The sequence below is a fragment of the Phytobacter sp. RSE-02 genome (assembly GCF_040578655.1).
GTDB classification, from domain to species: Bacteria; Pseudomonadota; Gammaproteobacteria; order Enterobacterales; family Enterobacteriaceae; genus Phytobacter; species Phytobacter diazotrophicus.
In genome coordinates this window covers 62,153-88,813 of the sequence record NZ_JBEULY010000016.1, presented here as the reverse complement: position 1 = coordinate 88,813, position 26,661 = coordinate 62,153, and the positions used below count along the sequence as shown (strand labels likewise).

The following is a 26,661-nucleotide window of genomic DNA, read 5'->3' as shown; positions in this document are numbered from 1 at the left end:
CGGGCTGCATTTTCCCCCTCACCCCATAGGGCTGAGGAATCCCCAGTAATCTTACCTTTTACAGCGACAACGCCGCTTAATAAGAATAAAACAGTGACAGCGATGACAGGGTCCGGCTGAAAATCGAGGAGGCGTTGGCGGCTGACCGGGGCCGCCCGCAGGGAAGCGGGCGGAGGGGATAGCCTGCAAGGACGCAGGCTGGTCCCCGACCCGAAAGTCAGACGACATAAGCATCATGGACCGCGCCAGCGGCGATTTTCCTGGCCGGGAGCCCGGGTCGCCAGGGTGGTGGCGGTGAGCCACCCTGGCACGTTCACGGGTTCTGTCGCGACAGAAAAGCAAGGAACATAAGGTGAACGGAATGACCATCAGAGCCGCATTTTCCCCCCTCACCCTAACCCTCTCCCCAAAGAGGAGAGGGGACCGATCGTGCTCGCATTTTTGTGGGGATTCCTCAGCCCCATAGGGAGAGGGTCAATTCGTAACCCGGATAAGAGTGAGAGGAAAATCACTTCACCTTCACTTTTCCTGCCACCAGCAGCGCGGTAAGTAGCATCAGCGCCCCGGACAGCACCAGCGGTGAAAGCAGGCCCAGGTTGTCCAGCGCATAGCCGCCAACCGCCGCGCCGCAGGTATTTGCCAGTTGAATAACTGCTACCTGAATCGACCCCGCCTTTTCCGCCTGATCGGCAAGCGAGCGGGTGATCCACGTCGACCAACCCACCGGCACCAGTGCGAACGATAATCCCCAGACGATGGCAATCCCCGCAGCAACCACTTTATTACTGCCCCACAAAATCAGCACCAGCGCACTCACCGCAAGGATCAGCGGCGCACAGGCCAGCGCCAGTTTTACCGAGCGCTTTAAGATATGTGAGGAAAGCGAAGTACCCACAAAGCTGGCAATACCAAAGCTCAATAACACCAGCGTCAGGCCATCAACATCAAAGCCGGCGAGGGTCATAAAGATCGGACGAATGTAGGTGAAAAACGAGAACTGCCCGGCGAAAGCCATAAAAATCGCCAGCATCCCGGCCAGCACGCCAGGGCGCTTCAACAAACCAAACATATTCTGATGATGTTCCGTCTGTCCCGGCATCGACGGCAGCGCCATCCACACCCAGCCAATACAGACGAACCCCATCAGCGCTGCGCCGTTAAAAACATGCCGCCAGCCAATGATCCCGCCGAGAAAACTGCCTAACGGCGCCGCAATCACCAACGCAATGGAGACCGCACCGAAGATGACCGACAGCGCCTTCGGAATAGTGCGGGCAGGCACCAGTCGCATAGTCAGGGAGGCAGACATCGCCCAAAAACCGCCCAGCGCTAACCCAAGGCAAGCACGCCCGAGCAGCAGCAAGGTAAAATTATTGGCAAACGAGACCAGCAGACACGAGAGCGTCAGCAACACGGAAAAGGCAATAACCACCAGACGGCGGTCCGTTTTGCCGATGATATGGGTGATAAACAGGCTGGCGAACATGGCGACAAATGCCGTTACCGTCACCGATTGACCGGCAACACCTTCCGACACGCCCAAATCCTGCGCCATGGGCGTCAACAGACTCACCGGCAGAAACTCCACGGTGATCAGGCACGCCACACAGAAGGCGACGGCAAATACCGCCGACCAGTTTGGGCGACTTACGCCGCCTGTTGCAGGCTGCGTCCGCTGCATTTCCATCATTTTTACACCCGGCTTCATGTTTTATTGTGAAAGCCGTGTAGTGTAACAAACAACAGTGTGATTCATTTAACATTTACGCAACCATTTACACCGTCGGACAGTAAGATCAGTGTAACCAGTGCACCCCTTCCTCAGGGGCAAACAAGGTGTTATAGCGCATCTGGAAGGCATTAAGCTCAGCAACATCCGGCTCGAGTTCGCGTAAAAAGCCCAGCGCGAGACGGACTTGCGCATCGGTAATGGGCGCGGCCAGCCGGGCCTTTTGCAAAATGCGATGCCAGGATTGCAGATGCTGTTCACTGCCATCGACAATAAAAACCTGCCAGATAAAGAGCATCTGGGCGGCATTTTGCAGATGTGCTTCATCCGGGCGAGCCAGATACTGAATAAACTCCGCCCCTGCGCTTTTTCCCATCTGATCAATCATGGTTTCCACCGGCACCGGCGTGATTGACAGCCGTTCACTCAACCGGCGGATCGCGCGACGTGAGTCAGACGTTAATACCCTGAAACCAATAATAAAAACCACAACCAGTGTCGTCAGTGTTAACCAAATCATGAAAGCTCCCGCCACATCTCAGGAGGCACATCATAAAGTCAAAATGCACAAAATGGACAGTCGAAGCGTGAGCTTACTGGTTTTTCGTAGTGCACGGGATCACGCAGATGGCTGATTTTATTGATGAGAACACACAGCAAAGCCCGGCGAACCGGGCTCAGGTAAGGCCATCAGGCAATGCCCGTGGTGACGCTAAAATGGCGGGTTTGCTGTGGCGCAAGGCTGAGTAAACTGCCGCTACGCTTCGCAGCAAGAAACCCCTCGGGGCGACAGGTTGCCGGAAGGGCAAACGCCGCGACCTGCTGATCGCCGTTGTAAAGGATCCAGCGCGTGACGTAATTAAACTGCTCACTGGAAAAACGCGTCACAAAGGTGGTGCCATCAGGTGCATGCATACAAAATTCAGGCTTATCCGTGTGGCGGTCAAGCCTGTCGGCAAAGAAGACGATTTCCGGATCGTAGAATTCCGGCTCCGTCAGCGCAGTGACCGTCGCTTCGCCCTGCTGTACGCGGCGATTGAATGCCAGCCACTGCTCCGTCGGTTTCACATGCGCCGGGATGGATTCGCGCAGCATTAACGCTTCATCCGGAATGTTCTGGCTAAATGTCGCCTGCGGAACATAGGCGTAATTCATATGGCACATGTACTGCAGCGGCATCGGCACCGACGCCAGATTGGTAACATCCATGGCGATATCAAACAGCGCGCTCGCTTTATGCAGCGTGACCGACGGTTGTGCAAGGTAGTGATCGCCAAAACCCATCACATACTCATAGCGCCCGCCCAGACGCAGCGCGTCGCCGTCAAGCTCCAGCCACGCCTCATCCATCGTGGCGCAGGCCATTTCGCCGTGCAGCGCGTGAGTATCTTCCGCTGACGGACAGCCGTTCGCCAGCAGCCCGGAATGAAAAGCAAAACAGCCGTATGTTTCAACAATCACATTCGCCGGTTTGGGCTGGCTGAACATGTTACGCATCGTCAGGTCGTGCCCGTCGAAGGTCGCATCCCAGATCATCTGTCCAAGCCAGGGCAGTACGACCAGGTGCCCACGGGCGTTCTCCAGCCGTACAGCCTCCACGCCGCTCGGGTAGCGGAACGCGGTGACGGTAAAATCGCTGTTTTCCAGTAAGGTACGCGGCTGTTGGGTGAACAGCTCACGCCACAGAGTCAATCGTGTTGCCATCGTCCCTCTCCTCAGGAAGCGGTCGCTTCGGTCAGTTCGCGACGCACTCGACTTTCGCGCCAGAAATAGACGCCAACGTAGACAAAGCACAGCATGGAAACGAGGAACGACAGTTGCAGCGAATGGAACATATCTGCCACATAGCCCTGAATCGCCGGGACCACCGCCGCGCCTACAATCGCCATCACAATTACCGCGCCTGCCATCTCCGTATGTTCGTTATCCACGGTATCCAGCGTGCCGGCATAGATGGTCGCCCAGCATGGTCCAAACAGGATACTGACTGCCACCGCCACGTACACCGCGCTAAAGCTGGGGGCCAGCGCCACGTATGCCAGGAACAGGGCGCCAATCACAGAATAGAGGATTAACACTTTGGCCGGGTTAAACCGCGTCATCAGAATGTTGGCGACGAACTTGCCAATAAAGAAGCAGGCGAAGCTATAGACCATAAAGTTTGACGCATCGCGTTCGTTGATATCACCCAGTTCCAGTGCCAGACGAATGGTGAACGACCACACCGCCACCTGCATGCCGACATACAAGAATTGCGCGACAATACCACGGCGAAAACGGGCATTCTGTGCCAGATAACGCAGTGTTTCCATAGCGGTCGGGCGTTTATGGGTCTCCGTTTGCGCCACTTTGCATTTCGGGAAGCGGGTGAACATAAACAGCGCCATGACAACCACCAGCACCATAATCATGTATTTATAGGGCTCAAGGGTGTTTTCGAGCATCAACACTTTAAAATTATGAATCTGCTCGGGTGTCATCCCGGTCATCTGCTTTTGCAGACTCTCACCTTCGGAGAAAACCAGGTACTTACCGAGCAAAATGCCCGCCGCCGCGCCAATCGGGTAGAAGGTCTGGCTGATGTTCAGGCGCAGAGTTGCATGTGATTTGGGCCCCAGCATCGAACTGTACGTATTGGCCGCGGTTTCAAGAAAACTCAGCCCAATGGCGATGGCAAATATCGCCGCCAGGAACATGGTATAGGTCGCCATATGCGAGGCCGGGAAGAACAGTGAACAGCCGACGATATAAAGAGTCAGCCCGATTAATATCGCAATTTTATAGCTGCTCTTTTTAATAACCAGAGAAGCCGGGATCGCAATTAAAAAATAGCCGCCATAAAACGCACTCTGCACTAACGCAGAGGCAAAGTTACTTAATGAGAACACACTTTTAAATTGCGTAATGAGAATATCATTTAACGCAGCGGCGCATCCCCATAACGGGAATAAACAGGATAACAAAATAAACTGGAACAAAGGGGTTTTATTCAAATACCCATCGGGCATCTGAACGATATTTTTTTCGTTCATAGTGCTACCTTTCAATGTGCAGGGTTTATCACTGTCTTATTCCGGACAGCAGGCGGCAATGCGCCTGCTACAGAATAAACTCAGCGGTTATTATTCATGTAAAGCCAGGTACTCATTAAATTGTTCAATGCTGGGGTAAGACGATTGTGTGCCTTTGCCGGTCACACTAAAAGCAGCGAACAGCGCGGCTTTTTTCATCGCCGCTTCGACATCGCCGCCCTGGACATAGTAGTGGGCAAAACAGCCGATAAAGGCATCGCCCGCGCCACTGGTATCAATGGCGTTGACCTTATGCGCCGGAACGTGAACTTCGCGCTCGCGGGTCATCCACAGAGCACCCTTTTCACCCATGGTCACGATAATATTATTAAGGCCATTATCAATCAGGCTCCGCGCCGCCGTACGAATATTATCGTAGGTGTCGACCGGCATGCCGGTCAGAATTTCAAGTTCGGTCTCATTGGGAATAAAGAAATCACATTTACAGGCGTAGGTCATATCCAGTTCACGCAGTGCGGGGGCAGGATTTAATAACACCTTAATACCGTGCTTTTTACCAAATTCGATGGCGTGATATACCGTTTCTAATTGTACCTCCAGTTGCAGGACAATTAACTGGCATTTTTTCAAATCTTCGGCAGCACGATCGATATCTTCCGGAGAGAGAAACTTGTTTGCGCCTTTAATAATTAAAATACTGTTGCTGGAGTTGGGATTGACAAAAATCGGCGCGACGCCGCTGCTGGTACAGGGGACTTTTTCCACATAGGTGGTGTTAATTCCCCAGGACTCCAGATTACGGATGGTATTGTCCGCAAAGATATCATCACCCACTTTGGTCAACATCATCACTTTCGAATTCATTTTAGCGGCGGCCACCGCCTGATTCGCGCCTTTACCACCGCAACCGATTTTGAAGGCAGGGGCTTCAAGGGTTTCTCCCTCTTTCGGCATCTGGTTGGTATAGGTGATGAGATCCACCATATTGGAGCCGATGACTGCGATATCCATTTTGCTACCTCTCAGAAACAATCACATAACAATGATATTTTAGTAACATTAACATGTTATTTTAGTACCATTTGTGACCATGATCGCGATTAGAGAATCACATTTGTTACCCTCCAACACTGCAAAATCCCTGACATACCGCGCCACATCACTTTTATTTGCCGGGTAACAGGATTATAGTGTTGATATCATTACGTGTTCCTGATTGATGGAAAATGTTACTTTAGAAACACAGCAGACCAAAGCAGAGCGGAGAAAGAGAGTGGAAACGAAGCAAAAAGAACGTATCCGACGTCTGGTGGAGTTACTGAAAAAGACCGACCGGATCCACTTAAAAGATGCCGCGCGTATGCTGGAAGTGTCTGTCATGACCATTCGCAGGGACTTTAGTCAGGACGACGAACCGCTGCCGTTAGCGCTGTTGGGTGGCTATATCGTGATGGTGAACAAACCATCCGCCCCCATCGCCGCACCCCAACCTACCCTACGCCCCCACCATCGTGATGATTTACCTGTCGCCATCCTTGCCGCCGGACTGGTGAGCGAGAACGATTTGGTCTTTTTTGATAATGGGCCGGAAATGCCGCTGGTTATCAGCATGATCCCGGATGACATTACCTTTACGGGCATCTGCTATTCCCATCAGGTATTTGTCGCGCTTACCGCCAAGCCTAACGCAACGGCTATGCTCTGCGGTGGCACCTGGCGCGCCAAAAGCGATGCCTTTTACGATCCGAATAATCCCTCGCTGTTAGATTCATTAAACCCGCGAAAAGTGTTTATTTCCGCCAGCGGCGTGCACGAACACCACGGCGTAACCTGGTTTAACCTGGATGATTTGCCCATGAAGCGAAAGGCGATGGAGCACGGCATGCGCAAAATTCTGCTGGCACGCCATGCCCTGTTTGATGAGGTCGCCCCGGCGAGCATTGCGCCGCTGTCCGGGTTTGATGTGTTAATTAGCGACCGTCCATTACCGGCGGATTACCCGACCCATTGCCGTAACGGGTTTGTGAAAGTGATTACACCGGACTCAGAAAACGATCAGGCCCGCTAAGCGAGCCTGGTGTCGCCTTACTCGAAGAACACGGCCAGTTTGTTGAACATCCCTGGTGAAGACTGGTTACGCACGACCTGTACTACGTCTTCCAGCTTCTCAATCTGGCTAATCATCTGCTCCAGACGCTGATCGTCATTCACCAGTAGCCAGATGCGACTCTGCTCGCTGTCTTTGATCGGCAAACAGAGAATGCCTTCCACGTTAAACGCGCGGCGGGCAAACAGGCCGCAGACGTGGGTCATCACACCCGGATGGTTACGCACGGTGAGTTCGAGAATTACGTTGTCAGAAACTGTCTGTTGCATGGCTTATTCCCCCACCATCTCAGTATTTGCCGCACCTGGCGGCACCATCGGATACACTTTTTCTTCGGCGTCGATGCGCACGTGGATGAGCGCCGGACCAGGGCGAGCAATGATCTCCTGCAGCGCGGCATGCGGGTCAGCCTCGCTGTTGAGATCACAGGTTTGCAGGCCAAAACCGGCGGCAATCTGCATAAAATTAATCATTCCCGGATACGTCGCCGCGAACACACCCTGCTTGTAAAACAGGCTCTGCTGTTGATGCACCAGACCTAACGCTTCGTTGTTCATCAGAATGATTTTTACATCCAGATTATTTTCTGCGGCGGTGGCCATCTCCTGAATGTTCATCATCAGGCTACCGTCTCCGGAGAAGCAGATCACTTTGCGTTGCGGGTTCGCCAGCGCAGCACCTACCGCCGCAGGCAGGCCGAAGCCCATAGTGCCCAGCCCGCCGGAGGTCAGCCACTGACGTGGTCGATTGAGCGGATAGGCCTGTGCGGTCCACATCTGATGCTGGCCCACGTCGGTGGAGATGATCGCCTCGTCATCGACGCAGGCGGCAACGGCATTGATCAGGCCGTAATGGGTCAGCGGGTCACCGCCCTGCGGAATGGCAGACGGGAATTCCTGCTGTAATTGCGCCACCAGACCACGCCACTCCTCACGCGGCTGCGCGTCAATTTGCGGCAGCAACTGTGCCAGCACTTCACCCACATCGCCCTGAATGGCAACGTGCGGTTGTTTGATTTTACCCAGTTCGGCGCGGTCGATATCCACATGAATGATTTTCGCATTCGGGCAGAACTGCTCGGTTTTACCAATCGCCCGGTCATCAAAACGTGCTCCAAGAACAACCAGCAAATCAGACTCTTGCAGAATAAAATTGGTACTACGCGCGCCGTGCATACCCAACATCCCCAGCGACAGCGGATGCGCTTTTGGCAACATGCCCAGCGCCATCAAGGTCATGGTGGTCGGCAGATTCGCTTTTTCCGCCAGGGCGCGCACCTGTTCCGGCGCGTTAATCACCCCGCCGCCCAGGTACAGCACCGGACGCTGTGCGGCATTAATCATCGCCGCCGCTTCCTGCACACTTTTCGCGTCAAACGCCGGAGCTGGCGCTCTACCGCCTGGCTCCGGCAACTCACTCAGCTCGATGGTCGCGGTCTGAACATCTTTAGGAATATCTATCCACACCGGGCCGGGACGACCAGATTGCGCAATGCGAAACGCGTCGCTCATCACCTGTGGAAGTTCGGCGATATCCCGAACCAGGTAATTGTGCTTAGTGATGGGGATAGAGATACCGTAAGTGTCGACTTCCTGGAACGCATCGGTGCCGATCATGGAGGCAGGCACCTGGCCGGTGATACATACCAGCGGAATGGAATCGAGACGCGCATCGGCGATGGCGGTCACCAGGTTGGTGGCGCCTGGCCCGCTACAGGCCATACAGACGGCGGGTTTGCCTTCGGTACGGGCCATGCCCTGGGCGATAAACCCGGCGCCTTGCTCGTGGCGTGCCAGGACGTGGCGAATTTGCGTGCTCTGACTTAATGCGTCATACAGTGGGAGAACGGTCCCGCCAGGAATACCTGCTACCGTGGTAATGCCCTGGCGCTCCAGTAAATGAACGATCAATTGTGCGCCGGTAAAGCGTGTCGTTTGTGTTGTGCCCGAACTTGCCATGCTCCAGTCCTTTTCTTCTGGGCCGACTTTCCGGGAGGCTTTGAACGAAAAACCCCGCCGGTTTGCGCCGGCGGGGTTTTGGAATCGTGTGTTGTTCCAGTCCCTACGGCGCATTGCCGACGACCACCACCACACGCACGACGACCACCGCGGCGTTATGCGCGGTTTTTAGTAGGTTCATCGTCATAGTGGAAGCGTTCATTGGGGACTCGTGTTTGAATAATTAACAGGATTTATACAAACACAGCTCGCGAAATGAAACAATGGAAAATTATTCATCAGCGCAAAAATGAGCCGAAGATCACGTTTCTATTGGCTGTTCAGTTCCTGCAAAAGGCGTGTATTGAGGTACAGTTTTTCACGCCCGGCAATTTTTTCTTCCAGTACACCTATCTCAACAAGTGACTTAAGGTAAATTGAGGCCGTCTGCCGCTTTGCAATCCCATTATCGACCAGGTTTTCAATGCGACAATAGGGCTGAGAAAATAGCGTTTGGTTAAGCTCCCACGTATAGATTTTGGGCAGCTTTTCACGGATCCATACTGCTGTTTCTTCTATTAATTTCCGCAGAGCAGCGATTTTTTCAGTCGTCCATTTTGCCGTGTCTTCCACGGCTTCCAGCATAAAGAGAACCCAGGGCTCCCAATCATTCTTAGCCGTAACGTTACGAAGCAAGGTGTAGTAATCGCTCCGCCTTTCCAGGATAAAGCGAGACAGATAGAGAATCGGTTGCGACAACACGCCACAGTCCATTAAATAGAGGATATTCAGGATGCGGCCCGTACGACCATTTCCGTCGGAGAAGGGGTGAATGCATTCAAATTGATAATGGGCTACGGCCATTTTTATCAAAGGATCTAAATCAATATCTGAATGGATGAAGTGTTCCCAATTAGATAACAGGTCACGAATTAACGTTTCGCCATCAGGTGGGGTGTATACCACGTTCTTATTTTGATCGCGCAGCACTGTGCCTGGCGTTTTTCTCACGTCAGTTTCAATGGCTCTCAGCGTTGTGCAGATTTCCATAGCTGTGCCAGAACACAGCGGGTAGTCCTGTAAAAGATTAACGCCTTTATACAGCGCAGTGCGATAACGTAACGCTTCTTTTGTTGCAGGGTCAGCACCTTCCATACGATCGGCGTATTGGAAAAGCTGATCGCTGGTTGTGACAATATTTTCAATGCGAGAGGAATCTTTCGCTTCCAGCATTGGCAGCAAGTTTATCAATAGCCTTTGATCGGGCAGCAGTTCGCCAGATGTATTCAGTTCAGCTAAAGCAGCTCGTGCCTTAATGCAAGCTTTCAGTACCTTACGCGTCTCGACGAGCGCTGTATCAGGTGGGAGTGGCGGAAGCTGGTTATATGAGCGTTCGGGCATCCATGACATGTTTAAAAAATCCCATTTTATCGACATATATTCATAATATGTCGATAGCAACGACATGTCACGACCATATGTTTAAAAAACCGAATTTTATAAGCATATAAACGACCTGTTAAATAACAGAGAAAGGCATGTGCTGATATGAAAAAGGAGCCATCGGAATCGTGTGGAGAGAGGTGCATGGCACAAAATAAAAACGGACAGCAGAGAATGCCGTCCGTTATCCCCCGCCGGAGCGAGGTTTTTAGCAGGTTTTTGCAGTTGGTGGCCGCAAGCACACTGTGTTACGTCAACAGTGAAACTATACGATCAATTAATCCTGCGCGCAAATTATGCACACACTACGAGCAGTTTGAGTATGAAACAGGATGCAAATTTCGTCCAGAAATCACTGTATATATTTACAGTATGAATTTATAATGATCTTGCCGACCACGGTGTATGAGGGGACCGCTATGATACGGGCGCACATAAAGTCCTGGCTGAAACGGGTGGTGCCGTCAGTGCCTTAACCCCTTGAGAGCACACTGTGTTACGCCAACAAAACGGCTGGTTACAGGCAGCGGAAAGGTACGCCAGCCGGTCGTGCTCCTTGCCAAAGGAGAAACGTATGGGCGAAATGGATATGGTTATCCTTATCCTGAAACTCATAGTTGCCTTGCTGCAACTGCTTGAAGCTGTCCTGAAATTACTGCGGTAATTCAGGTTCAAGTCGTACCTAAGAGGGGCGGGCAGCCGCCCCTCTTTAATAAACGCAGGCTGTCTTCGTCACCGCACAGAATAGTCGCTCCGATCAATGCTTTCATGGTACGTTTTTACGCCGCCCACTGACACTGCATACTCATGACTGTTACTGTTTTTTGTATTCTGCTGTTTGCCGCACTTCTACATGCGAGCTGGAACGCGATTGTTAAAGCGGGCAGCGACAAACTCTATTCCGCCATCTGCGTCAGCGGCTCTGCGGCTTTAATCGCCCTGGTCATGCTGCCCTTCTCACCGCAGCCGTCGCTTGCCAGCGTGCCTTATCTCGCCGTTTCCTGCCTGCTACAGGTTGTCTATACGGTGCTGGTCGCTAAAACGTACCAAGTTTCCGATATGAGTCAGACCTACCCGTTGATGCGCGGCACCGCGCCACTTCTGGTAGCCCTGATCAGCGTTCTGTTCCTCGGGGATACATTATCCACCTTTGCCTGGCTCGGTATCGCGGTCATTTGTCTGTCCATTCTTGGCATGGCTTGTAACGGGCGACACAGCTCAACGCGTGGGATCTGGCTTGCGCTGCTGAACTCCTGTTTTATCGCCGGGTACACGCTGGTGGACGGTACAGGTGTACGCCTTGCGGGTAGCGCGTTCGGTTACACCCTCTGGACCTTTTTCATGAATGGTTTTTGCCTGTTGGCCTGGGCGATGATCGCTCGCCGCCGTGAAGTCTCTCACTATCTGGTGAATAACTGGAAAAAAGGGCTGCCTGGCGGCATTGGTACCATGGGCTCGTACGGGCTGGCGCTATGGGCGATGACGCAGGCACCGCTGGCGGTGGTCGCCGCACTGCGTGAAACCTCCATTCTCTTTGGCGCGCTGCTCGCCTTTTTAATGCTCAAAGAAAAGGTTGCCGGATTACGCATCGTTGCCGCCTGTGGCATCGCTGCGGGGGCTATTTTGCTGCGCCTGTCCTGATCACGCTGGCAACAAATGTTGCCGATGATTGTTTACAAATCCTGCCTGGCGGCGGTCGCTCTTTCTGACCCCGCATCTTGTTGTGTCACATTACTGTGGTAGATTCCTCTCGCATTTTACGGTTATGGCAGCACCATATTCTTTATTTATCTATTTTTAAAACGTATTCAGCGAAATGAAAAGACAGCGTAATGTCAGTTTACTCTTGATGCTGGTCCTGTTGGTGGCAGTGGGACAGATGGCGCAAACCATTTATATTCCCGCGATTGCCGGTATGGCGCAGGATCTCAGTGCCCGTGAAGGGGCGGTGCAGAATGTCATGGCCGCCTATCTGCTCACCTATGGCGTATCACAACTCTTTTACGGCCCGTTAGCCGACCGTTTTGGCCGCCGTCCGGCGATCCTCTGCGGCTTAACGGTGTTTATGCTGGCAACACTGGTCGCTGTCACGACCCACAGCCTGACCGTGCTGATAGTCGCCAGCGCCTTTCAGGGCATGGGGACCGGCGTCGGCGGCGTCATGGCACGTACCCTGCCGCGCGATCTCTATTCCGGCACCGAATTACGCCACGCTAACAGTTTGCTGAATATGGGCATTCTGGTAAGCCCGCTGCTTGCGCCGTTGATTGGCGGCTTGCTGACTACCCTCTGGGGCTGGCGCGCCTGTTTTGCTTTCCTGCTGGTGCTCTGTGCTGGCGTCACGTACAGCATGGCGCGATGGATGCCGGAAACGCGCCCGACCGGTACCGTAAAAATGGGCCTGATTGCCCGTTATAAAACCCTGTTGGGTAACGGCATGTTTAACTGCTATTTGCTGATGCTGATTGGCGGGCTGGCGGGTATCGCGGTGTTTGAGGCCTGCTCAGGCGTGCTGATGGGCGCTACGCTTGGGCTTTCGAGTATGGCGGTCAGTATCCTGTTTATTCTGCCCATTCCGGCCGCCTTTTTCGGTGCCTGGTTCGCCGGGCGGCAAAACGCGCGCTTCTCCACATTGATGTGGCAGGCGGTCGCCAGTTGTCTACTGGCAGGCGTAATGATGTGGATCCCCGGCTGGTTTGGCGTGATGACGGTCTGGACGCTGCTGGTTCCCGCCGCACTGTTCTTCTTCGGGGCGGGCATGCTCTTTCCACTGGCGACCAGTGGCGCAATGGAGCCGTTCCCTTTTCTGGCGGGCACGGCGGGGGCGCTGGTGGGCGGCATGCAAAATATGGGATCAGGCGCCCTTGCCTGGTTTTCCGCTCAGCTTCCCCAGACCAGCCAGTTTAGCCTTGGGATGCTGATGACGCTGGCAGGGCTTTTGATTGTGCTGAGCTGGCTGCCGCTGGCGCTGCGCCAGAAGCGCCATGAACATGAACAGGCGGCTTCCCTTCCCGGCGATCCGGCTTCGCATCAGCCTTCTCACAGTCCGGTGAAATAATCGCTTTCAGCAACGGTTCGGTTGTTGGACGCCACGCCCCCTCTTCGCCATCATAAAATTGCGTATCCGCATTGAGGGCGAAGGGGATCTGCGCCTTATTCAGTTCGCAGGCCATAAACGCGGCGAACGCCAGTTGCGATTCACCTGGCGGGCTTTTAATGGTTTCACCCACCGACCAGCCGCCAACCCAGGTTGCGTGACCGGTTTTTTGCTGCCAATGCACCGCGGTGTTAATGCGTGCTCTGATTGCCGCTTTCTCAGCCGCCGTACCCGATGTCCACGGGTACTTGCCATTATTTTTCAGTGGCCCCCACGGGAAGATATGCCACTCTGCCAGCAGGTAGTTCTGGCTACGCCCTGGCAATTTCAACGACATTAAATCCTCAGGCGCGGCCCGCAGACGCGGCGCAATAAAAATCATGCGCTGCGGATCGATGTCGTGGATGGTCTTGATGATATTTTCATACGCACGGTTAAGCGCAGAGAGATCGTGATTGAGCTTATCCGAAGGCTCATAAATCAGGTCGAAACCCAGCATTGGATGTTCGGTGCCAAAGTAGTTCGCCATCGTTGACCACCAGGCGACCAGTTGGGCTTCGTTTTTTGCGACCGGCTCAGCCTTAAAGGTATCTGCCTGGTAGGAGATTATCGGGATCACACCGTATTTTTCGCAGGCCTCCACCAGCTTACGCAGGTGAATGAGGCGGGCTTCGGTTAACGGATCGGCCACCCGGATACGTACGTGGCGAATCCCCTCCGCATAGAAATCACGGACGATAAGCGGATCGAACTCGCGGATACCGCGCTCGGTTCGCGCCCAGTCGACATCCATCCCCACGCCCAGTTCCTGAGCGTAGCGTGTCGCCGTAAGCGGCGTATCAGCAGCAAACGCAGGCATGCCCGCCAGAAGAAGAGCAATCGCTAACAGTGGTTTTAACACAATTGACCTTGCCAAAATCGGTGGTGATTACATGTATTTAGCATGATTTATCGCCGAATACGTAGCGTATAAACGTAATAAATTCGCAGTTATGCGACAGAATATGAAGATTATGCCCGGATATACCGTCGTAAACGTTGTCGATGCTGGCGCTTATAAAAAAAATCGACCACTGTAGAGCATACACCTTTCGTTTATTGTGCAGAAATTAACATGAATCCTGACCAAATACAGACACTCATCGCGACATTCCCACAGCTACAAGCCTTGATAGATTTGCAGGAAACGACCTGGTTTAACCCGGCCACGACCTCTCTTGAGCAGGGGCTGCCTTATGTCGGCCTCACGCAGGCGGACGTTGAGGATGCCCATGCACGTCTCAGCCGTTTCGCGCCCTATCTGGCGAAGACCTTCCCTGAAACCGCAGCCTCTGGCGGCATCATTGAATCTGAACTGGTTGCCATTCCGGCGATGCAAAAGCGGCTGGAAAAAGTATATGGACAGCGTATCAGTGGTGAAATGCTGCTGAAAAAAGACAGCCATCTGCCGGTCTCGGGCTCCATCAAAGCCCGTGGCGGCATTTATGAAGTGCTGGCCCACGCGGAAAAACTGGCGCTGGAAGCCGGTTTGCTGAGTATCGACGATGACTACAGCGTGCTGCTCTCCCCTGAATTCAAACAGTTCTTTAGCCAGTACAGCATTGCCGTCGGCTCGACCGGTAATCTGGGGCTATCGATTGGCATTATGAGCGCCTGTATCGGCTTTAAGGTCACGGTACATATGTCTGCCGACGCCCGCGCCTGGAAAAAAGCCAAACTACGCAGCCACGGCGTGATTGTCGTCGAATATGAGGAAGATTACGGCGTGGCCGTAGAGCAGGGGCGCAAAGCAGCACAGTCCGACCCAAACTGTTTCTTTATTGATGATGAAAATTCGCGCACGCTTTTTCTGGGCTATGCAGTTGCCGGGCAGCGTCTGAAAACGCAGCTTAAAGAGCAAGGCCGCGTGGTGGATGCCGAAAACCCGCTGTTTGTCTATCTGCCGTGCGGTGTGGGCGGCGGTCCTGGCGGTGTGGCCTTCGGCCTGAAACTGGCGTTCGGTGATAACGTGCACTGCTTTTTTGCTGAGCCGACCCATTCCCCCTGCATGCTGCTGGGGGTGTATACCGGGCTGCACGATGCTATTTCCGTTCAGGATTTAGGTATTGATAATGTCACTGCGGCAGACGGCCTGGCGGTAGGCAGAGCGTCCGGGTTTGTGGGCCGCGCCATGCAACGACTGCTGGATGGCTTTTATACGCTCGACGATCAAACGATGTATGACCTGCTCGGTATGCTGGCGCAGGAAGAAAATATCCGCCTTGAGCCTTCCGCACTGGCAGGAATGGCGGGGCCACAGCGCGTTTGCGCGAGCGAGGAATATCAGTGTTTACAGCGGGTTACGGCGCAACAGTTAGACAACGCCACCCACATCGTCTGGGCGACCGGAGGTGGCATGGTGCCAGAAGAAGAGATGACGCAGTATCTGGCAAAAGCCCGGCAGCTCTGACGCTTACAGAGAATTCAGGATATGGCGGATATGCGTTAGCCCAAATAGCAGTGAAAGAGAGAGCACAGCCAGTGCAATCAGCAACTTATCGCGGATCGCGCCAGGCTTTGCGAAATCGCTGCTTTCTACATCCATCAGGGTGCGTTTGCGCGTATAACGCCACAGCATACCGCCGACCAACAGCAGCACCACCAGCGAGATCCAGAAGGTGATCCCCGAGTGCTGCCAGTTGTGCTTCACCGCAAAGGCAAGCAGGGCAATATAGCCAAAAAAGGTACGCAGCCAGGCAAGCGAAGTGCGCTCCGGCTGTAGCCCTGGATCTGCCGCGCGGCGCGCCTTGCGGTTATCCGCCATACAGCACCAGTCCCATCACCACGGTAGCCACCGTCAACAGAACGGCGCTTATCACCAGCAGACTTCGCGTATAGGGCAGGTCTTCTTTCAGGCGCATCGCTTTTTCATTGCGGAGCCAGCGCATATAGCCGTAAACCGCCAGCGCGCCAGCAAACAGACAGAGCAGCAGCGCCAGCACCTGACGAATCAGCGGCGTGGCAAACTCCGGCGCCAGTTGATCAAGCCCGACCCCTGCAGCCAGAAAGCCCAGTGCGGTGCGTATCCACGCCAGGAAAGTGCGCTCATTGGCCAGTGAAAAGCGGTAATCCGGCGCTTCACCGAGGTGGGAAATTTTCATGAAGGCTCCTTGTCATGCTCAGGCTGGCATCAGCATAGCGTAAATCGACAAGGACAAAAAACCGGCATCGGGTGATGCCGGTCGGGAAGATTAGTGTAGTTCTGGCCAATACTCTTTATTGGCTTCAATCAGGTCATCCAGAATCGCTTTCGCAACCGAGGCGCTCGGTACGGTTTTGGACAGCGTGATCGCCTGCCATAATTTCTGATACGAGCGCTGCTCCCAGGCATCCACCACCAGTTTTTCCACCGCCACTTGCTGACTCATCAACCCTTTCTGGAAGTGTGGGATATCCCCCACGGTGAGTGGCTCTGGGCCGTTATGACCGACCAGGCAGGGGATTTCCACCATCGCGTCAGCATCAAAGTTATGAATTGCGCCGTTATTCGGCACAATCAACAACATGCGCTCCTGGGTATTGAACGCAATCGCGGTCGCCAGATCGACGATATACGACGCATGCTCATCGATTTCCAGCTCCCCGGCGGAGGATTTACCGGCTTCAATAATCGCCCGGCAAGCGCTGAAAACATGCTTCTCACGATGATCCATTACTTCATTGGCACGGGTGCGTTCTGGATTGGAGTGCGCCACCACGTAATCCGGAAAGAGATAATATTTCAGGTAAGTGTTTGGCATGGTATCGGGATCGAGCGCCTGCACGTCTTTTGCTTTAGCAAAGGTATCATTCCAACTGGCTTCTGTATGGGCGTTGTCAGATGGCGGCACATAACCGTTTTTCGCCACATATTCCCGCAACTTTGGCATCAAATCATTACCGTTTAGATCTTCAATCGACGTCCACCAGCCAAAGTGATTCAGACCATAGTAACGCACACGCATCTCTTTGCGGTTTTTCAGTCCGACAATCTGAGCCATACGTCCTTCAATGCCGATCGGCATATCGCAAATGTTGAGAATTTTGGCGTTCGGGCGCAGACGGCGAGTCGCCTCCGCGACAATAGCCGCCGGGTTGGAGTAGTTCAGCATCCAGGCATTCGGAGAATACTGCTCCATATAGTCCACCAGTTCCAGCACACCGCCGATAGAGCGCATACCGTAGGAAATTCCACCCGGTCCGCAGGTTTCCTGGCCCAGCACGCCATGGCGCAGCGGGATTTTCTCGTCTTTTTCGCGCATCGGGTATTTACCCACGCGGATATGCGCCATCACAAAATCGACATCGGTAAAGGCCGCTTTCGGATCGGTGGTGTAACTAAAGGCAATCTCCGGCGCCTGTTCTTTGAGGATGATTTTGCACGCCTCCGCGATGGTCTCCTGACGTGCGCCATCGTTGTCATAGAATTTCAGAGCGCGCAGCGGGAAGCGATCACGGTTAGCTAATAACATCAGGACAATACCGGGAGTAAAAGTACTACCGCCGCCTGCAATGACAACTGAGAATTTTTTCATGATACAGCCTCCGTCATGGTGGTTTGTTCGTTCGTTAAAGGGGTTTTCATCAGCGATTCAAGCTGGTCGCGCACCTGGGGAACATGCAGACCGACAATCACCTGAATGCCGTTGCCGCGTCGCACCACACCGTGTGCGCCCAGGGCTTTAAAGACTTCATCGCTTTGGGTTTGCGCCATATCAACCAGCGCGATGCGTAAGCGGGTGGCGCAGTTGTTGATGCTTTCGATGTTTGCCGCGCCGCCAAGAGCCTGTAAGAATCCGGCGGCTTGACCGATCTGTTGGCTGGCTGCGGCCGGTGCGGTGGTTTGCCCGCGCGCCGCTTTATAATCAGCCTTGCTGTAGAGTTTGATTTCGCTCTCTTCCCGACCAGGGGTTTTGAGGTTCAGTCGTTCAATCAGCGTTTTGAAAACTACGAAATAGAGACCGGTAAAGCAGACGCCAATACCAATCTGGGTGAAGACCATTGAGGCGTGGTTGTGGAACATCGGAATCCAGTTCTGGGGCAGGAACTGGTCAAGCAGTCCGCCGCCCATATTGCCCACAACGCCAAAAACATACATCGTTGTCGCCATTGATGCCGCCAGCACGGCATGAATGGCAAACAGCAGCGGCGAGATAAACAGGAAAGTGAATTCAAGTGGTTCAGTAATGCCCACCAGCACGGCGGTAAGCGTGGCCGGAATCAGCAGGCCCGCGACCTTAACGCGGTTTTCCGCTGACGCCGTATACCAGATTGCCAGCGCAATCCCGACTGAGCCGAACACTTTGGAGTTGCCGTGCAGCGCAAATCCGCCCTCCGGGAACAGCGTTTTCAGCGGCAAGGTGCTCTGGCTGAATTCTTGCAGGTGCTGCGCCCAGTAGACCTGGATACCGCCTTCTACCGCCGCCGGGCCAAAGATGAACGGACCGTAGACAAAGTGGTGTAATCCGGTGGGGATCAAAATACGTTCCAGGAAGGTGTAAACCCACACGCCCAACGCGCCAGCGGAGCGTAAGAAAGCCTGCAGGGATTCGATGCCCATCTGTACTTTTGGCCAGCCCATCAGGGTGAGCCAGGCGCAGGGGATCATCACGAAAAACGCGAGGATAACGACAAACGAGGTGCCCTGGAAAATCCCCAGGAAAACCGGAAGCGGCTTGTCGAAAAAGCGGTTGTGAATAGCGGTAACGATGCCTGAAATGATAATAGCCCCGATGATGCTGGTATCGAGCGTTTTGATACCCGCGATCATCGTCAGCCCGCTTCCGGCTACGGGTTCTGCTGAGAAGTTAACGCCAAAGAAATGCCCCCAGGTCATCCCCATCGCGTTGATGAAGTAATTCCAGGTCAGGAAACTAATCAACACTGCGAGACAGGCTCTGCCCTGCGCCTGTTTCGCCAGGCCAATCGGTAAACCGACGGCAAAAATCAGCGGCATATTGCGAAATACAGCCCAGCCGCCCTCTTCAATGATGTGAACAATTTGAGCGAACAGATTATCCGGGGCGGTTAAGGCCTCGCCGACAAACAGCGGGTTGCTAAGCATGATAGCGATTCCCACCACGATCCCGGCAAACGGAAACAGTAATACCGGGGTAAACATGGCACCGCCAAAACGTTGTATTTGACTGAGCATTTTTAAATCCTCACGTAACAACCTGTAGGGAGTAGAGGCCTTTATGGTTTTTTGCTGGCCTGGAGTGAGCATAAGAATTTACTCATACGCGAACATGGCGTGCCGCTGCGATTCGTGATCACATTCATGGTTTTAATTTGACCTCTCAGGTCTACTTTTGGTTATAAATATGGACGTGTCATAACCGCATCCACGGCCTGATAAGGGCAGAGAGGTCTACTGGTGATCTATAAATCCATCGCCGACAGGTTACGGCTGCGGCTGAATTCGTCGGACTACAATATCGGCAGCCCGCTTCCGGGAGAAAAAGCACTGGCGCAAGAGTTTGGCGTGGCGCGAATGACAATTCGCAAGGCGTTAGATCTGCTGGTGGGCTGGGGGCTGGTTGAACGCCGCCATGGCAGCGGGACATTTGTTGCACGCAAGGATGTGCACCATGAAACCACCAATCTGACCGGGCTGGTGGAGGTGCTGCGCCAGCAGGGTAAAGAGGTACAGAGTAAGGTTCTGCAATTCGAGGTGATGCCCGCGCCGCCAGCCATTGCCAGCCTGCTGCGGATTCAGGTGGATGAGCGGATCTACTTTTCACGCCGGATGCGTTATGTGGAAGGGAAACCCCTGATGCTGGAGGATAGCTTTATGCCCGTGAAGCTGTTTCGCAATCTGTCACTGGCGCATCTTGAGGGGTCGAAATTTGATTACATTGAGAAGGAGTGTGGGATAACCATCAGCGGTAATTATGAGAGTCTGACTCCCGTGCTGGCAGATAAATCGTTGGGAGGATATCTGAATGTTCCGGAACAGACGCCGCTGCTGAGAATCACTTCCCTTTCCTACAGTGACAGCGGCGAGTTCCTGAATTATTCCGTTATGTTCCGTAATACTCGTGATTACCAGGTGGACTACCATCTGCGGCGTATCCACCCGGAAAAGTGCTAACTGACGCCCCAGAACAGTACGGCCAGCAATTGCGGCGTGATGATACGTAAGAACATCACCAGTGGATAAACCGTAGCATACGAGAGCGCGGCGGCCCCGCTGGTAGCATGCAGGCCGTTGGCAAAAGCCAGCGCCGGGGGATCGGTCATCGAACCGGCCAACATGCCGCACAGGGTCAGATAGTTCATCTTCGCAAACAACCGCGCCAGAATCCCGACGGTCAGCAAGGGAATAGCGGTAATAAAAATCCCGTAGCACATCCAGTTAAACCCATCGCCGTGGGTCAGCGTCGCGATAAAATCACCCCCAGATTTCAGTCCAACCACCGCGAGGAACAGCACGATACCCAGCTCACGCAGAGCAAGGTTGGCGCTGGGCGGCATGAACCAGTAGAGCTTACCCACGCTGCCGATACGCCCAAGGATCAGCGCCATGATAAGCGGCCCGCCCGCGAGCCCCAGTTTTAATGCCACCGGAAAGCCGGGAACAAAGACGGGAATCGACCCCAACAACACCCCCAATCCAATACCGATAAAGACAGGCAACATCTGGACTTGCTGGAGTTTGTGCTGCGCGTTCCCCACCTCAGAAGCCACCGCATCAATGGCCGCCTGACGCCCGACAAGGTTGAGAATGTCACCGAATTGCAGGCTGGAATCACTGCTGGCTACCAGTTCGACACCGGCGCGGTTAAGACGGGAAATCACCACGTCATAGCGCTCTTTGAAATGCAGATCGCGGATGCGTTTCCCAAGGACTTTTTCGTTGGTGACGACCACACGCTCAACGCGCAGGTCGGTCCCCCGCGTTGAGAGCGAGGTGTCCACCTCCTGGCCCATCACCAGTTGCGCGCTATGCAGGTCTTTCGGCAGACCAACCAGGTGCAACAGGTCGCCAACCTGAATAATGGTGCCCGGCGAAGGTACCATCAGCAATTCATCGCGTTTCAGGCGCGAACAGATGATTTTATCGCTGTTCAGCATCGGCACATCCTGAATCGCCATATTGTTCAGGTTCGGGTTTTCCACGCGAATATTGATGGTCTTGATCAACGAGTTACCCGAGCTAACGCCCGCATCATGCAGTTGCGCTTCCTGCTCAACGTTGATGCGAAAACCGACGCGAATCAGCCACATGGTCAGTAAAATGCCGCAGATGCCAAACGGGTAGGCCATCGCATAGCTCATCCCCATCTGATCGAGAACGTTAGACGGTGTTCCCAGGTCATGCAGGATCTGCTGCCCGGCCCCAAGAGCCGGGGTGTTGGTGACCGCACCAGAGAAAATCCCCAGAATGACTGGCAGCGGAATATTGAAGAGTTTGTGCAAAATAGCGGTGACCAGGCCGCCAAGTATCACAATCAGAATGGCAAACAGGTTCAGGCGTAGCCCGGAAACGCGCAGCGAGGCAAAAAAGCCCGGCCCGACCTGAATACCGATGGTATAGACGAAGAGGATAAGGCCGAACTCCTGCACGAAATGCAGCATCGGGCTGCTCAGGGTAATCCCAGCCTGATCAACAAAATGGCCGACGATAATACCGCCGAAAAGCACGCCACCAATCCCAAAACCCACACCGCGTATTTTTACATTGCCGATCCACAAACCGACGACCGCAACCAGCGCCAGCATGCTTACGGTTAACGCTATATCACTCATGATGGCTCCCTGTGAATAACATTGTAATTATCAAGGATTCTCTCAGAGCTATAGCAGGATGTATGGGCTTTGGCGCACAAAAAAGCCCCGCCGAAATGGCAGCAAAGTAAACGCAAAACGGCCACCCTGAGGTGACCGTTTTGGTGTTTGCGCCCTCTCGATGTGAAAGAGCGCAGGCGCCCGGTTTGGGCACCTGCCATAACAGGTATTAGCTGTTTAGCGCAGGACGTTCGCTAATGGCGATCCGTTGTGGCGCAATGGCTTCCGGCACGTTACGGGTCAGATCAATATGGAGTAAGCCGTTAGCGAAGGTCGCGCCAGAGACTTCCATATTTTCTGCCAGTGTAAAGCTCAGGGTAAAAGGTTGGATAACCAGCCCCTGGTGCAACCATTTAGGCTCATTGGCCGGTTTTTCCGGCGAACCTTTGATCACTAACCGGGTGCCTTCCAGTTGAATATCCAGCTCTTGCTGGTTGAATCCGGCCAGAGCCAGCGTAATGCGGTAATGGTTGTCATCGCCCTTTTCAATGTTATAGGGCGGGAATGTCTGTTGCTCAGTGGTGCTTTGCAGCGCGTTAGCCAGTTTGTCAAAACCGATCCACTGACGCAGCAGCGGGGATAAATCGTAGTTACGCATGATATTTCTCCTTCTAAGAAGCGAGTAAGTTCCTGCAAGCCGGTGGCTCGCATATGCTCCCTGACGGCAAGCATTCAGTTCAGGTAATTAGTTAATCTCAATGCGACGCGGTTTCTTTGCTTCCGGAATAACGCGTTCAAGATCAACGTACAGCAGGCCATTCACCAGATTTGCGCCTTTAACATAAATGTTTTCGGCAAGCTGGAATTTGCGCTCGAAGTTACGTTCGGCGATGCCCTGGTAGAGGTAGGTACGTTCTTTCTGTTCGGTCGCGTGCGCGCCTTTCACGATAAGCAGGTTGTCCTGCGCGGTGATGTCCAGTTCGCTTTCCGCGAACCCCGCTACCGCGATCGCGATGCGATAATGGTTTTCGTCAACTAATTCAACGTTGTACGGAGGATAGCCGCCGTTGCTTTGGTTTTGATTGTTTTCCAGCAGGTTGAACAGACGGTCGAAACCAATAGCTGAACGATAAAGCGGAGAAAGATCGAAGTTACGCATAAATAAAGCTCCTGAAATCAGCGAGATTGTCGTTTGCCTTCCACAATGGACAGGCTGCGGTAGCCCAACACCCTTCCGGCGTGTCTTCCGGCTACATTCTTAAAATAGGGGTGACGTTGATGTTTTCAAGGGTCTTTTTCTGACTTTTTTTTGCAGTTTCTCGCGCTTTGCATAGACTGGGATCACAGCACAAAAGGTGAAAGTGCGAATGTCGCCACAGAGCGCAGCATGGAGGCTGTTTATTTCGGCGCAGGACAGATATAACGCCAGCAGCAGTCTTCATACTGCCTATAACGATGATTAATGAATGATGAAAAATACTCTGTTTATTTCGACGCTGCTTAGTGGAATGGTGTTACTCAGTGGTTGCTCCAGCGTGATGTCGCATACCGGGGGCAAGGAAGGCCTGTATCCGGGTATGAAAGCAAGCTCCACGATGTTATCCGACGATGACACCAATATCGGTATGAAATCCCTGGTGGTTCTGGATATGCCTTTTACCGCGGTCATGGACACAATACTGCTGCCGTGGGATATGTTCCGCACCGACAGCTCCGTTAAATCTCGCGTTGAGAAAAGCGAAAAGGCCACCATGGCGACGGACAATGTGATTCCACCCGCCCCCATGGCTAAGCAGTAATTACATACCCGTTTCCGTCACCCAGATCTGGCGGAAACCCGCAATATCTTCCATCCAGGCGATAGACCGACCGTCCGGCGAGAATACGACGGCGTCTGCAGACGGCGGATTGCCGTGATCGGTTGTCAAAAAGGTGATGTTGCCGCAAGCGGCATCGCACAACGCGATACGATTATCCAGCACAAAGCCCAACGCCGCCCCCGAAGGATGCCAGTTAAAGGCAGACTGAATGCCCGTTTCCGTGTGGGTTAACTGCTGCGGTTCGCCCCCCCGTGGCGAGATCAGCCAAAACTGGACAATACCCGCATCATCACGCATTAAAAACGCAATCGCAGTGCCCTGCGGGTTACTGCGCACCCAATGGCGCGGTACGTTAACCAGCCCAGGAAAGGCACGTTGATGGGTAAAGGTCAGGCGCCGTTGCAAAACCCCGGCGGGTGGAGCAGGCAGGCTTGTCGGCGTACCCTGTAGCGGCGTATCGCCTGGCTGCTTCCAACCCTGCACCGCTTTCGGCAGATCAACGATAAACAGCTCCGGCACTTTCTCGCCTGTTAATGACAGCGTATCGCCAATAAAGGCCAGCTTATCGTTACCCACCCAACCTTCTTCATACGCACGGTTGATCTCATCGCTGCCGGGAACAGGCGCTGGCGTGGTCCGGCTTACCAACACGCTCCAGTGGCTACCCGCATACTCGCGTGGATGTATGAGCGGGGGGTGTACCGGGCCAAAAGGTACCGCGACACCGACGTTACGCAAATCCTGAGCCGGGTCCAGCTCATGCATAACATGATCGTTATAGGTAAAACTGACGTTCTCACCGTTGGGGCTAAAGACATGCACATGACTACCGCCGCGCAGCGCGCCCGGCGTAAAAGGGGGGGTGATGTCCATCGCGTCCAGATTGGCGGTTTTTCCGTCGGCGTGGATGACGCCGCGACGATGGTGAAAATCATAATGCCAGTCAGCATCCGGGTTTTCCGGGCCGTGGATAAAAACGTATTTCTCTTCATGAGGATGAACGGTCACTACGCCAACGTGTGCCCCCTCTTTCGCCTGATAGATAACCTCAACGGCGCCCGTATGGATATTGACGCGTTCAATGGTTTCACCGGTAAAAGACGCGCCGGAGGGGCGTACATCAAACACCAGCCACTGACTGTCCGGTGTCCAGGTGTGAATATTGGTGAGTTGATGGTTGCGCGACGCGCGAGTGATTTGCTTCATGCGGATACCCTGATGCCCTATTTGGCATCAGGGTAGCGCAAGGCGGGGGGATTAACCTACCCGTTTTACGTCGCCGACCAGCAGGATGTAGGAGAGTGCGCCAATCAACGCTACCACGGAGATATACACCAGCGCCGGGGCAAAGCCGTAGCTCTGTGCCAGGTAACCAATCACCAGCGGCACGGTGATACCACCCAGACCGCCGACAAAGTTAAAGACGCCACCCGTCAGCCCGATAAGACGCATCGGCGCAAGAGAGGAGACCAGCGACCAGGTGATAGAGGCGAAGCCGTTGCCAAAGAACGCGATGGCCATCAGCGTCATGATCCACACCGGGTCATTGGTGTAGTTCGCGCCCATAATGCAGGTGGAAATCAGCAGGCCGCAGATGATGGGCGTTTTACGTGCCGCACCAAGGGAGAAGCCTTTGCGCACAAGCCTGTCCGCCAGCCAGCCAGAGAGCAGCACGCCAAAGAACGCGGCGAGGAACGGTACCGTGGTCATAAACCCGGCTTTCAGCGCGGTGATACCTTTCTCCTGGGTCAGATAGTTCGGGAACCAGGTCAGGAAGAACCACAGCGTAGAGGTGACGGCGAATTGTCCCAGGTAAACACCGACCAGTTTACGGTGGAACACCAGTTTCCAGTCGGCTTTGGTGAGCGGCTGGCGCGCCTCCTTGGTCACAGGCGCATCGCCGTCTACCAGACCACCGCCTTCGCGAATGTATTCCAGTTCTTCATGGGTGACGCTTTTAGTCAGACGCGGCGGCTGATAGACCTTAAACCAGATTAGCGACCAGATGATGCCAATCCCGCCGGTAACGATAAATACCCAGTGCCAGCTCAGCAGTTCCTGAATCCAGATAAGCAGCGGGGTAAGAAATGCCAGGCCGACAAACTGACCGGAGGTATAAAAGCCCACGGCGGAAGCGCGTTCGTGTTCCGGGAACCAGCTTGTCACCATGCGGTTGTTGGTCGGAAAGGCGGGCGCTTCAAAAATCCCGGTGATGGCGCGCAGACCAATCAGCGACATTAATCCTGTCGCAAAGCCCTGGAACAGGGTCGCCACCGACCAGCCAAAGATGGCGATAAAATAAGTAAGGCGAGAGCCGACCCGGTCGAGGAACCAACCGCCGGGGATCTGACACAAAGTATAAAGCCAGGCAAAGGCAGAAAAGACATAGCCCATTTCCGCTTTGGTAATACCGAACTCTTGCTGAATATGCGCGGAGGCCACCGCGAGGTTGGCCCTGTCGACATAACAAATAACAACCGTAATAAAGATCATCACCAGCGTCAGATAACGCCGACGACCGACTTTTGCAGCAGTAACTGAAATATCCATCGCAATCTGTCTCCAGATTTTGGGCATAGCGAGGCCGCTCACCATGCCCGGTAATTTACAGAGGGTGTTTGAATTTATTTATTAATTAAAATGCTACACGTAATGCGCTAAATAATTCGTGCTGGGGGACAAAAACGCATTAGCGTTTTTGAACAGCGCTTGCGCTGGCCCCAAAGGGGCGAGGCGGCAAGTTTTCGC

The 26,661-nt window shown here is 53.8% G+C and carries 25 protein-coding genes, 1 pseudogene and 1 other annotated feature; of the genes and pseudogenes, 7 read left to right on the top strand and 19 right to left on the bottom strand.

What is annotated here, in order from left to right; genetic code table 11:
• Positions 1-508 precede the first annotated feature (508 nt).
• The 5 genes from nepI to rbsK all read right to left on the bottom strand — a co-directional run bounded on the left by nepI (position 509) and on the right by rbsK (position 5,772).
• Positions 509-1,690 carry a purine ribonucleoside efflux pump NepI gene (gene nepI, locus ABU190_RS23435; protein WP_071195120.1) on the bottom strand — a complete coding sequence of 394 codons (1,182 nt, stop codon included), beginning with the start codon at positions 1,688-1,690 and terminating at the stop codon, positions 509-511.
• A 106-nt stretch (positions 1,691-1,796) separates the two neighbouring features.
• Positions 1,797-2,249: a DUF1198 domain-containing protein gene (locus ABU190_RS23430; RefSeq protein ID WP_335254477.1), complete on the bottom strand. Its 453-nt coding sequence runs from the start codon at positions 2,247-2,249 to the stop codon at positions 1,797-1,799.
• A 170-nt stretch (positions 2,250-2,419) separates the two neighbouring features.
• The gene (locus ABU190_RS23425) at positions 2,420-3,433 is read right to left on the bottom strand and encodes an aldose 1-epimerase family protein (protein WP_354692505.1); all 1,014 of its coding nucleotides are present in this window, start codon (positions 3,431-3,433) and stop codon (positions 2,420-2,422) included.
• Positions 3,434-3,444: 11 nt separating this feature from the next.
• A complete protein-coding gene (fucP, locus tag ABU190_RS23420; RefSeq protein WP_039080055.1) occupies positions 3,445-4,761 on the bottom strand; it encodes an L-fucose:H+ symporter permease in 1,317 nt (438 codons plus the stop codon).
• 90 nt (positions 4,762-4,851) lie between these two features.
• Positions 4,852-5,772: a ribokinase gene (gene rbsK / locus ABU190_RS23415; protein WP_039080054.1), complete on the bottom strand. Its 921-nt coding sequence runs from the start codon at positions 5,770-5,772 to the stop codon at positions 4,852-4,854.
• A 262-nt stretch (positions 5,773-6,034) separates the two neighbouring features.
• Between rbsK and ABU190_RS23410 the strand changes: the two genes are divergently transcribed.
• The gene (locus tag ABU190_RS23410) at positions 6,035-6,829 is read left to right on the top strand and encodes a DeoR family transcriptional regulator (protein WP_039080053.1); all 795 of its coding nucleotides are present in this window, start codon (positions 6,035-6,037) and stop codon (positions 6,827-6,829) included.
• A 17-nt stretch (positions 6,830-6,846) separates the two neighbouring features.
• On the opposite strand, the gene ilvN is transcribed toward ABU190_RS23410, so the two are convergent.
• The 4 genes from ilvN to fic all read right to left on the bottom strand — a co-directional run bounded on the left by ilvN (position 6,847) and on the right by fic (position 10,215).
• Positions 6,847-7,137, bottom strand: coding sequence for an acetolactate synthase small subunit (gene ilvN, locus ABU190_RS23405; RefSeq protein ID WP_071195124.1), 291 nt, complete (start codon positions 7,135-7,137; stop codon positions 6,847-6,849).
• A 3-nt stretch (positions 7,138-7,140) separates the two neighbouring features.
• Positions 7,141-8,826 carry an acetolactate synthase large subunit gene (gene ilvB, locus ABU190_RS23400; RefSeq protein WP_354692504.1) on the bottom strand — a complete coding sequence of 562 codons (1,686 nt, stop codon included), beginning with the start codon at positions 8,824-8,826 and terminating at the stop codon, positions 7,141-7,143.
• A gap of 103 nt (positions 8,827-8,929) precedes the next feature.
• Positions 8,930-9,028: an ilvB operon leader peptide IvbL gene (gene ivbL, locus ABU190_RS23395; protein ID WP_103281084.1), complete on the bottom strand. Its 99-nt coding sequence runs from the start codon at positions 9,026-9,028 to the stop codon at positions 8,930-8,932.
• Positions 9,029-9,135: 107 nt separating this feature from the next.
• A complete protein-coding gene (gene fic / locus ABU190_RS23390; RefSeq protein WP_354692508.1) occupies positions 9,136-10,215 on the bottom strand; it encodes a protein adenylyltransferase Fic in 1,080 nt (359 codons plus the stop codon).
• Positions 10,216-10,822: 607 nt separating this feature from the next.
• On the opposite strand from fic, the gene tisB reads away from it, so the two are divergent.
• From tisB to emrD, 3 genes are all read left to right on the top strand, one after another.
• Positions 10,823-10,912, top strand: coding sequence for a type I toxin-antitoxin system toxin TisB (gene tisB / locus ABU190_RS23385; RefSeq protein WP_064572414.1), 90 nt, complete (start codon positions 10,823-10,825; stop codon positions 10,910-10,912).
• Between the two features lie 143 nt (positions 10,913-11,055).
• Complete coding sequence (locus tag ABU190_RS23380; protein WP_039080050.1) at positions 11,056-11,889, top strand: DMT family transporter; 834 nt, start codon at positions 11,056-11,058, stop codon at positions 11,887-11,889.
• A 175-nt stretch (positions 11,890-12,064) separates the two neighbouring features.
• Positions 12,065-13,306, top strand: coding sequence for a multidrug efflux MFS transporter EmrD (gene emrD / locus ABU190_RS23375; protein ID WP_079496862.1), 1,242 nt, complete (start codon positions 12,065-12,067; stop codon positions 13,304-13,306).
• Positions 13,307-13,472: 166 nt separating this feature from the next.
• On the opposite strand, the pseudogene ABU190_RS23370 reads toward emrD, so the two are convergent.
• A pseudogene (locus ABU190_RS23370) lies at positions 13,473-14,138 on the bottom strand (cellulase family glycosylhydrolase); the annotation flags it as partial.
• Between the two features lie 321 nt (positions 14,139-14,459).
• Between ABU190_RS23370 and dsdA the strand changes: the two are divergent.
• A complete protein-coding gene (gene dsdA, locus ABU190_RS23365; RefSeq protein ID WP_354692503.1) occupies positions 14,460-15,794 on the top strand; it encodes a D-serine ammonia-lyase in 1,335 nt (444 codons plus the stop codon).
• A 3-nt stretch (positions 15,795-15,797) separates the two neighbouring features.
• Here the strand turns inward: dsdA and ABU190_RS23360 are convergent, their stop codons facing one another.
• The 4 genes from ABU190_RS23360 to ABU190_RS23345 all read right to left on the bottom strand — a co-directional run bounded on the left by ABU190_RS23360 (position 15,798) and on the right by ABU190_RS23345 (position 19,517).
• Positions 15,798-16,148, bottom strand: coding sequence for a DUF202 domain-containing protein (locus ABU190_RS23360; protein ID WP_110295995.1), 351 nt, complete (start codon positions 16,146-16,148; stop codon positions 15,798-15,800).
• A complete protein-coding gene (locus ABU190_RS23355; protein WP_039080046.1) occupies positions 16,138-16,485 on the bottom strand; it encodes a YidH family protein in 348 nt (115 codons plus the stop codon). The genes ABU190_RS23360 and ABU190_RS23355 overlap by 11 nt, the downstream gene beginning before the upstream one ends.
• Before the next feature lie 90 nt (positions 16,486-16,575).
• Positions 16,576-17,898 carry a 6-phospho-alpha-glucosidase gene (locus ABU190_RS23350; protein ID WP_039080045.1) on the bottom strand — a complete coding sequence of 441 codons (1,323 nt, stop codon included), beginning with the start codon at positions 17,896-17,898 and terminating at the stop codon, positions 16,576-16,578.
• Positions 17,895-19,517: an alpha-glucoside-specific PTS transporter subunit IIBC gene (locus tag ABU190_RS23345; protein ID WP_354692502.1), complete on the bottom strand. Its 1,623-nt coding sequence runs from the start codon at positions 19,515-19,517 to the stop codon at positions 17,895-17,897. Before ABU190_RS23345 ends, ABU190_RS23350 begins: the two co-directional genes overlap by 4 nt.
• A gap of 222 nt (positions 19,518-19,739) precedes the next feature.
• On the opposite strand from ABU190_RS23345, the gene ABU190_RS23340 reads away from it, so the two are divergent.
• A complete protein-coding gene (locus tag ABU190_RS23340; RefSeq protein ID WP_039080043.1) occupies positions 19,740-20,456 on the top strand; it encodes a GntR family transcriptional regulator in 717 nt (238 codons plus the stop codon).
• On the opposite strand, the gene ABU190_RS23335 is transcribed toward ABU190_RS23340, so the two are convergent.
• The 3 genes from ABU190_RS23335 to ibpA all read right to left on the bottom strand — a co-directional run bounded on the left by ABU190_RS23335 (position 20,453) and on the right by ibpA (position 23,252).
• Positions 20,453-22,114: a putative transporter gene (locus ABU190_RS23335; protein ID WP_039080042.1), complete on the bottom strand. Its 1,662-nt coding sequence runs from the start codon at positions 22,112-22,114 to the stop codon at positions 20,453-20,455. The two genes, ABU190_RS23340 and ABU190_RS23335, sit on opposite strands and share 4 nt — an antisense overlap.
• Before the next feature lie 208 nt (positions 22,115-22,322).
• The gene (gene ibpB, locus ABU190_RS23330) at positions 22,323-22,751 is read right to left on the bottom strand and encodes a small heat shock chaperone IbpB (protein WP_039080041.1); all 429 of its coding nucleotides are present in this window, start codon (positions 22,749-22,751) and stop codon (positions 22,323-22,325) included.
• An 87-nt stretch (positions 22,752-22,838) separates the two neighbouring features.
• Positions 22,839-23,252 carry a small heat shock chaperone IbpA gene (gene ibpA, locus ABU190_RS23325; protein WP_039080040.1) on the bottom strand — a complete coding sequence of 138 codons (414 nt, stop codon included), beginning with the start codon at positions 23,250-23,252 and terminating at the stop codon, positions 22,839-22,841.
• Positions 23,246-23,320 (bottom strand) — a sequence feature (ROSE (Repression Of Heat Shock gene Expression) occurs in the 5'-region of heat shock genes and acts as an RNA thermometer to modulate expression.). (Overlaps the previous gene by 7 nt.)
• Before the next feature lie 239 nt (positions 23,321-23,559).
• Here ibpA and ABU190_RS23320 point away from each other — a divergent pair.
• Complete coding sequence (locus tag ABU190_RS23320; RefSeq protein WP_143348914.1) at positions 23,560-23,892, top strand: YceK/YidQ family lipoprotein; 333 nt, start codon at positions 23,560-23,562, stop codon at positions 23,890-23,892.
• Here ABU190_RS23320 and ABU190_RS23315 read toward each other — a convergent pair whose 3' ends face one another.
• Together ABU190_RS23315 and ABU190_RS23310 are read right to left on the bottom strand one after the other, a co-directional pair.
• Positions 23,893-25,119, bottom strand: coding sequence for a DUF3748 domain-containing protein (locus ABU190_RS23315; RefSeq protein WP_354692501.1), 1,227 nt, complete (start codon positions 25,117-25,119; stop codon positions 23,893-23,895). It abuts the gene before it with no gap.
• Between the two features lie 51 nt (positions 25,120-25,170).
• Positions 25,171-26,508 (bottom strand): MFS transporter, encoded by a 1,338-nt coding sequence (locus ABU190_RS23310; protein WP_071845957.1) that lies wholly within the window; start codon positions 26,506-26,508, stop codon positions 25,171-25,173.
• Between the last annotated feature and the right edge of the window lie 153 nt (positions 26,509-26,661).

What these genes read in the sequence shown, in the direction of transcription:
- ABU190_RS23350 (WP_039080045.1), bottom strand. Translation starts at nt 17,898, where the DNA reads ATGAAAAAATTCTCAGTTGTCATTGCAGGCGGCGGTAGTACTTTTACT.
- ABU190_RS23335 (WP_039080042.1), bottom strand. Translation starts at nt 22,114, where the DNA reads ATGAGTGATATAGCGTTAACCGTAAGCATGCTGGCGCTGGTTGCGGTC.
- ibpA (WP_039080040.1), bottom strand. Translation starts at nt 23,252, where the DNA reads ATGCGTAACTTCGATCTTTCTCCGCTTTATCGTTCAGCTATTGGTTTC.
- ABU190_RS23380 (WP_039080050.1), top strand. Translation starts at nt 11,056, where the DNA reads ATGACTGTTACTGTTTTTTGTATTCTGCTGTTTGCCGCACTTCTACAT.
- ABU190_RS23360 (WP_110295995.1), bottom strand. Translation starts at nt 16,148, where the DNA reads ATGGCGGATAACCGCAAGGCGCGCCGCGCGGCAGATCCAGGGCTACAG.
- fic (WP_354692508.1), bottom strand. Translation starts at nt 10,215, where the DNA reads ATGTCATGGATGCCCGAACGCTCATATAACCAGCTTCCGCCACTCCCA.
- tisB (WP_064572414.1), top strand. Translation starts at nt 10,823, where the DNA reads ATGGGCGAAATGGATATGGTTATCCTTATCCTGAAACTCATAGTTGCC.
- rbsK (WP_039080054.1), bottom strand. Translation starts at nt 5,772, where the DNA reads ATGGATATCGCAGTCATCGGCTCCAATATGGTGGATCTCATCACCTAT.
- fucP (WP_039080055.1), bottom strand. Translation starts at nt 4,761, where the DNA reads ATGAACGAAAAAAATATCGTTCAGATGCCCGATGGGTATTTGAATAAA.
- emrD (WP_079496862.1), top strand. Translation starts at nt 12,065, where the DNA reads ATGAAAAGACAGCGTAATGTCAGTTTACTCTTGATGCTGGTCCTGTTG.
- ilvB (WP_354692504.1), bottom strand. Translation starts at nt 8,826, where the DNA reads ATGGCAAGTTCGGGCACAACACAAACGACACGCTTTACCGGCGCACAA.
- dsdA (WP_354692503.1), top strand. Translation starts at nt 14,460, where the DNA reads ATGAATCCTGACCAAATACAGACACTCATCGCGACATTCCCACAGCTA.
- ABU190_RS23315 (WP_354692501.1), bottom strand. Translation starts at nt 25,119, where the DNA reads ATGAAGCAAATCACTCGCGCGTCGCGCAACCATCAACTCACCAATATT.
- nepI (WP_071195120.1), bottom strand. Translation starts at nt 1,690, where the DNA reads ATGATGGAAATGCAGCGGACGCAGCCTGCAACAGGCGGCGTAAGTCGC.
- ibpB (WP_039080041.1), bottom strand. Translation starts at nt 22,751, where the DNA reads ATGCGTAACTACGATTTATCCCCGCTGCTGCGTCAGTGGATCGGTTTT.
- ilvN (WP_071195124.1), bottom strand. Translation starts at nt 7,137, where the DNA reads ATGCAACAGACAGTTTCTGACAACGTAATTCTCGAACTCACCGTGCGT.
- ABU190_RS23320 (WP_143348914.1), top strand. Translation starts at nt 23,560, where the DNA reads ATGATGAAAAATACTCTGTTTATTTCGACGCTGCTTAGTGGAATGGTG.
- ABU190_RS23355 (WP_039080046.1), bottom strand. Translation starts at nt 16,485, where the DNA reads ATGAAAATTTCCCACCTCGGTGAAGCGCCGGATTACCGCTTTTCACTG.
- ABU190_RS23310 (WP_071845957.1), bottom strand. Translation starts at nt 26,508, where the DNA reads ATGGTGAGCGGCCTCGCTATGCCCAAAATCTGGAGACAGATTGCGATG.
- ABU190_RS23430 (WP_335254477.1), bottom strand. Translation starts at nt 2,249, where the DNA reads ATGATTTGGTTAACACTGACGACACTGGTTGTGGTTTTTATTATTGGT.
- ABU190_RS23345 (WP_354692502.1), bottom strand. Translation starts at nt 19,517, where the DNA reads ATGCTCAGTCAAATACAACGTTTTGGCGGTGCCATGTTTACCCCGGTA.
- ABU190_RS23425 (WP_354692505.1), bottom strand. Translation starts at nt 3,433, where the DNA reads ATGGCAACACGATTGACTCTGTGGCGTGAGCTGTTCACCCAACAGCCG.
- ivbL (WP_103281084.1), bottom strand. Translation starts at nt 9,028, where the DNA reads ATGAACGCTTCCACTATGACGATGAACCTACTAAAAACCGCGCATAAC.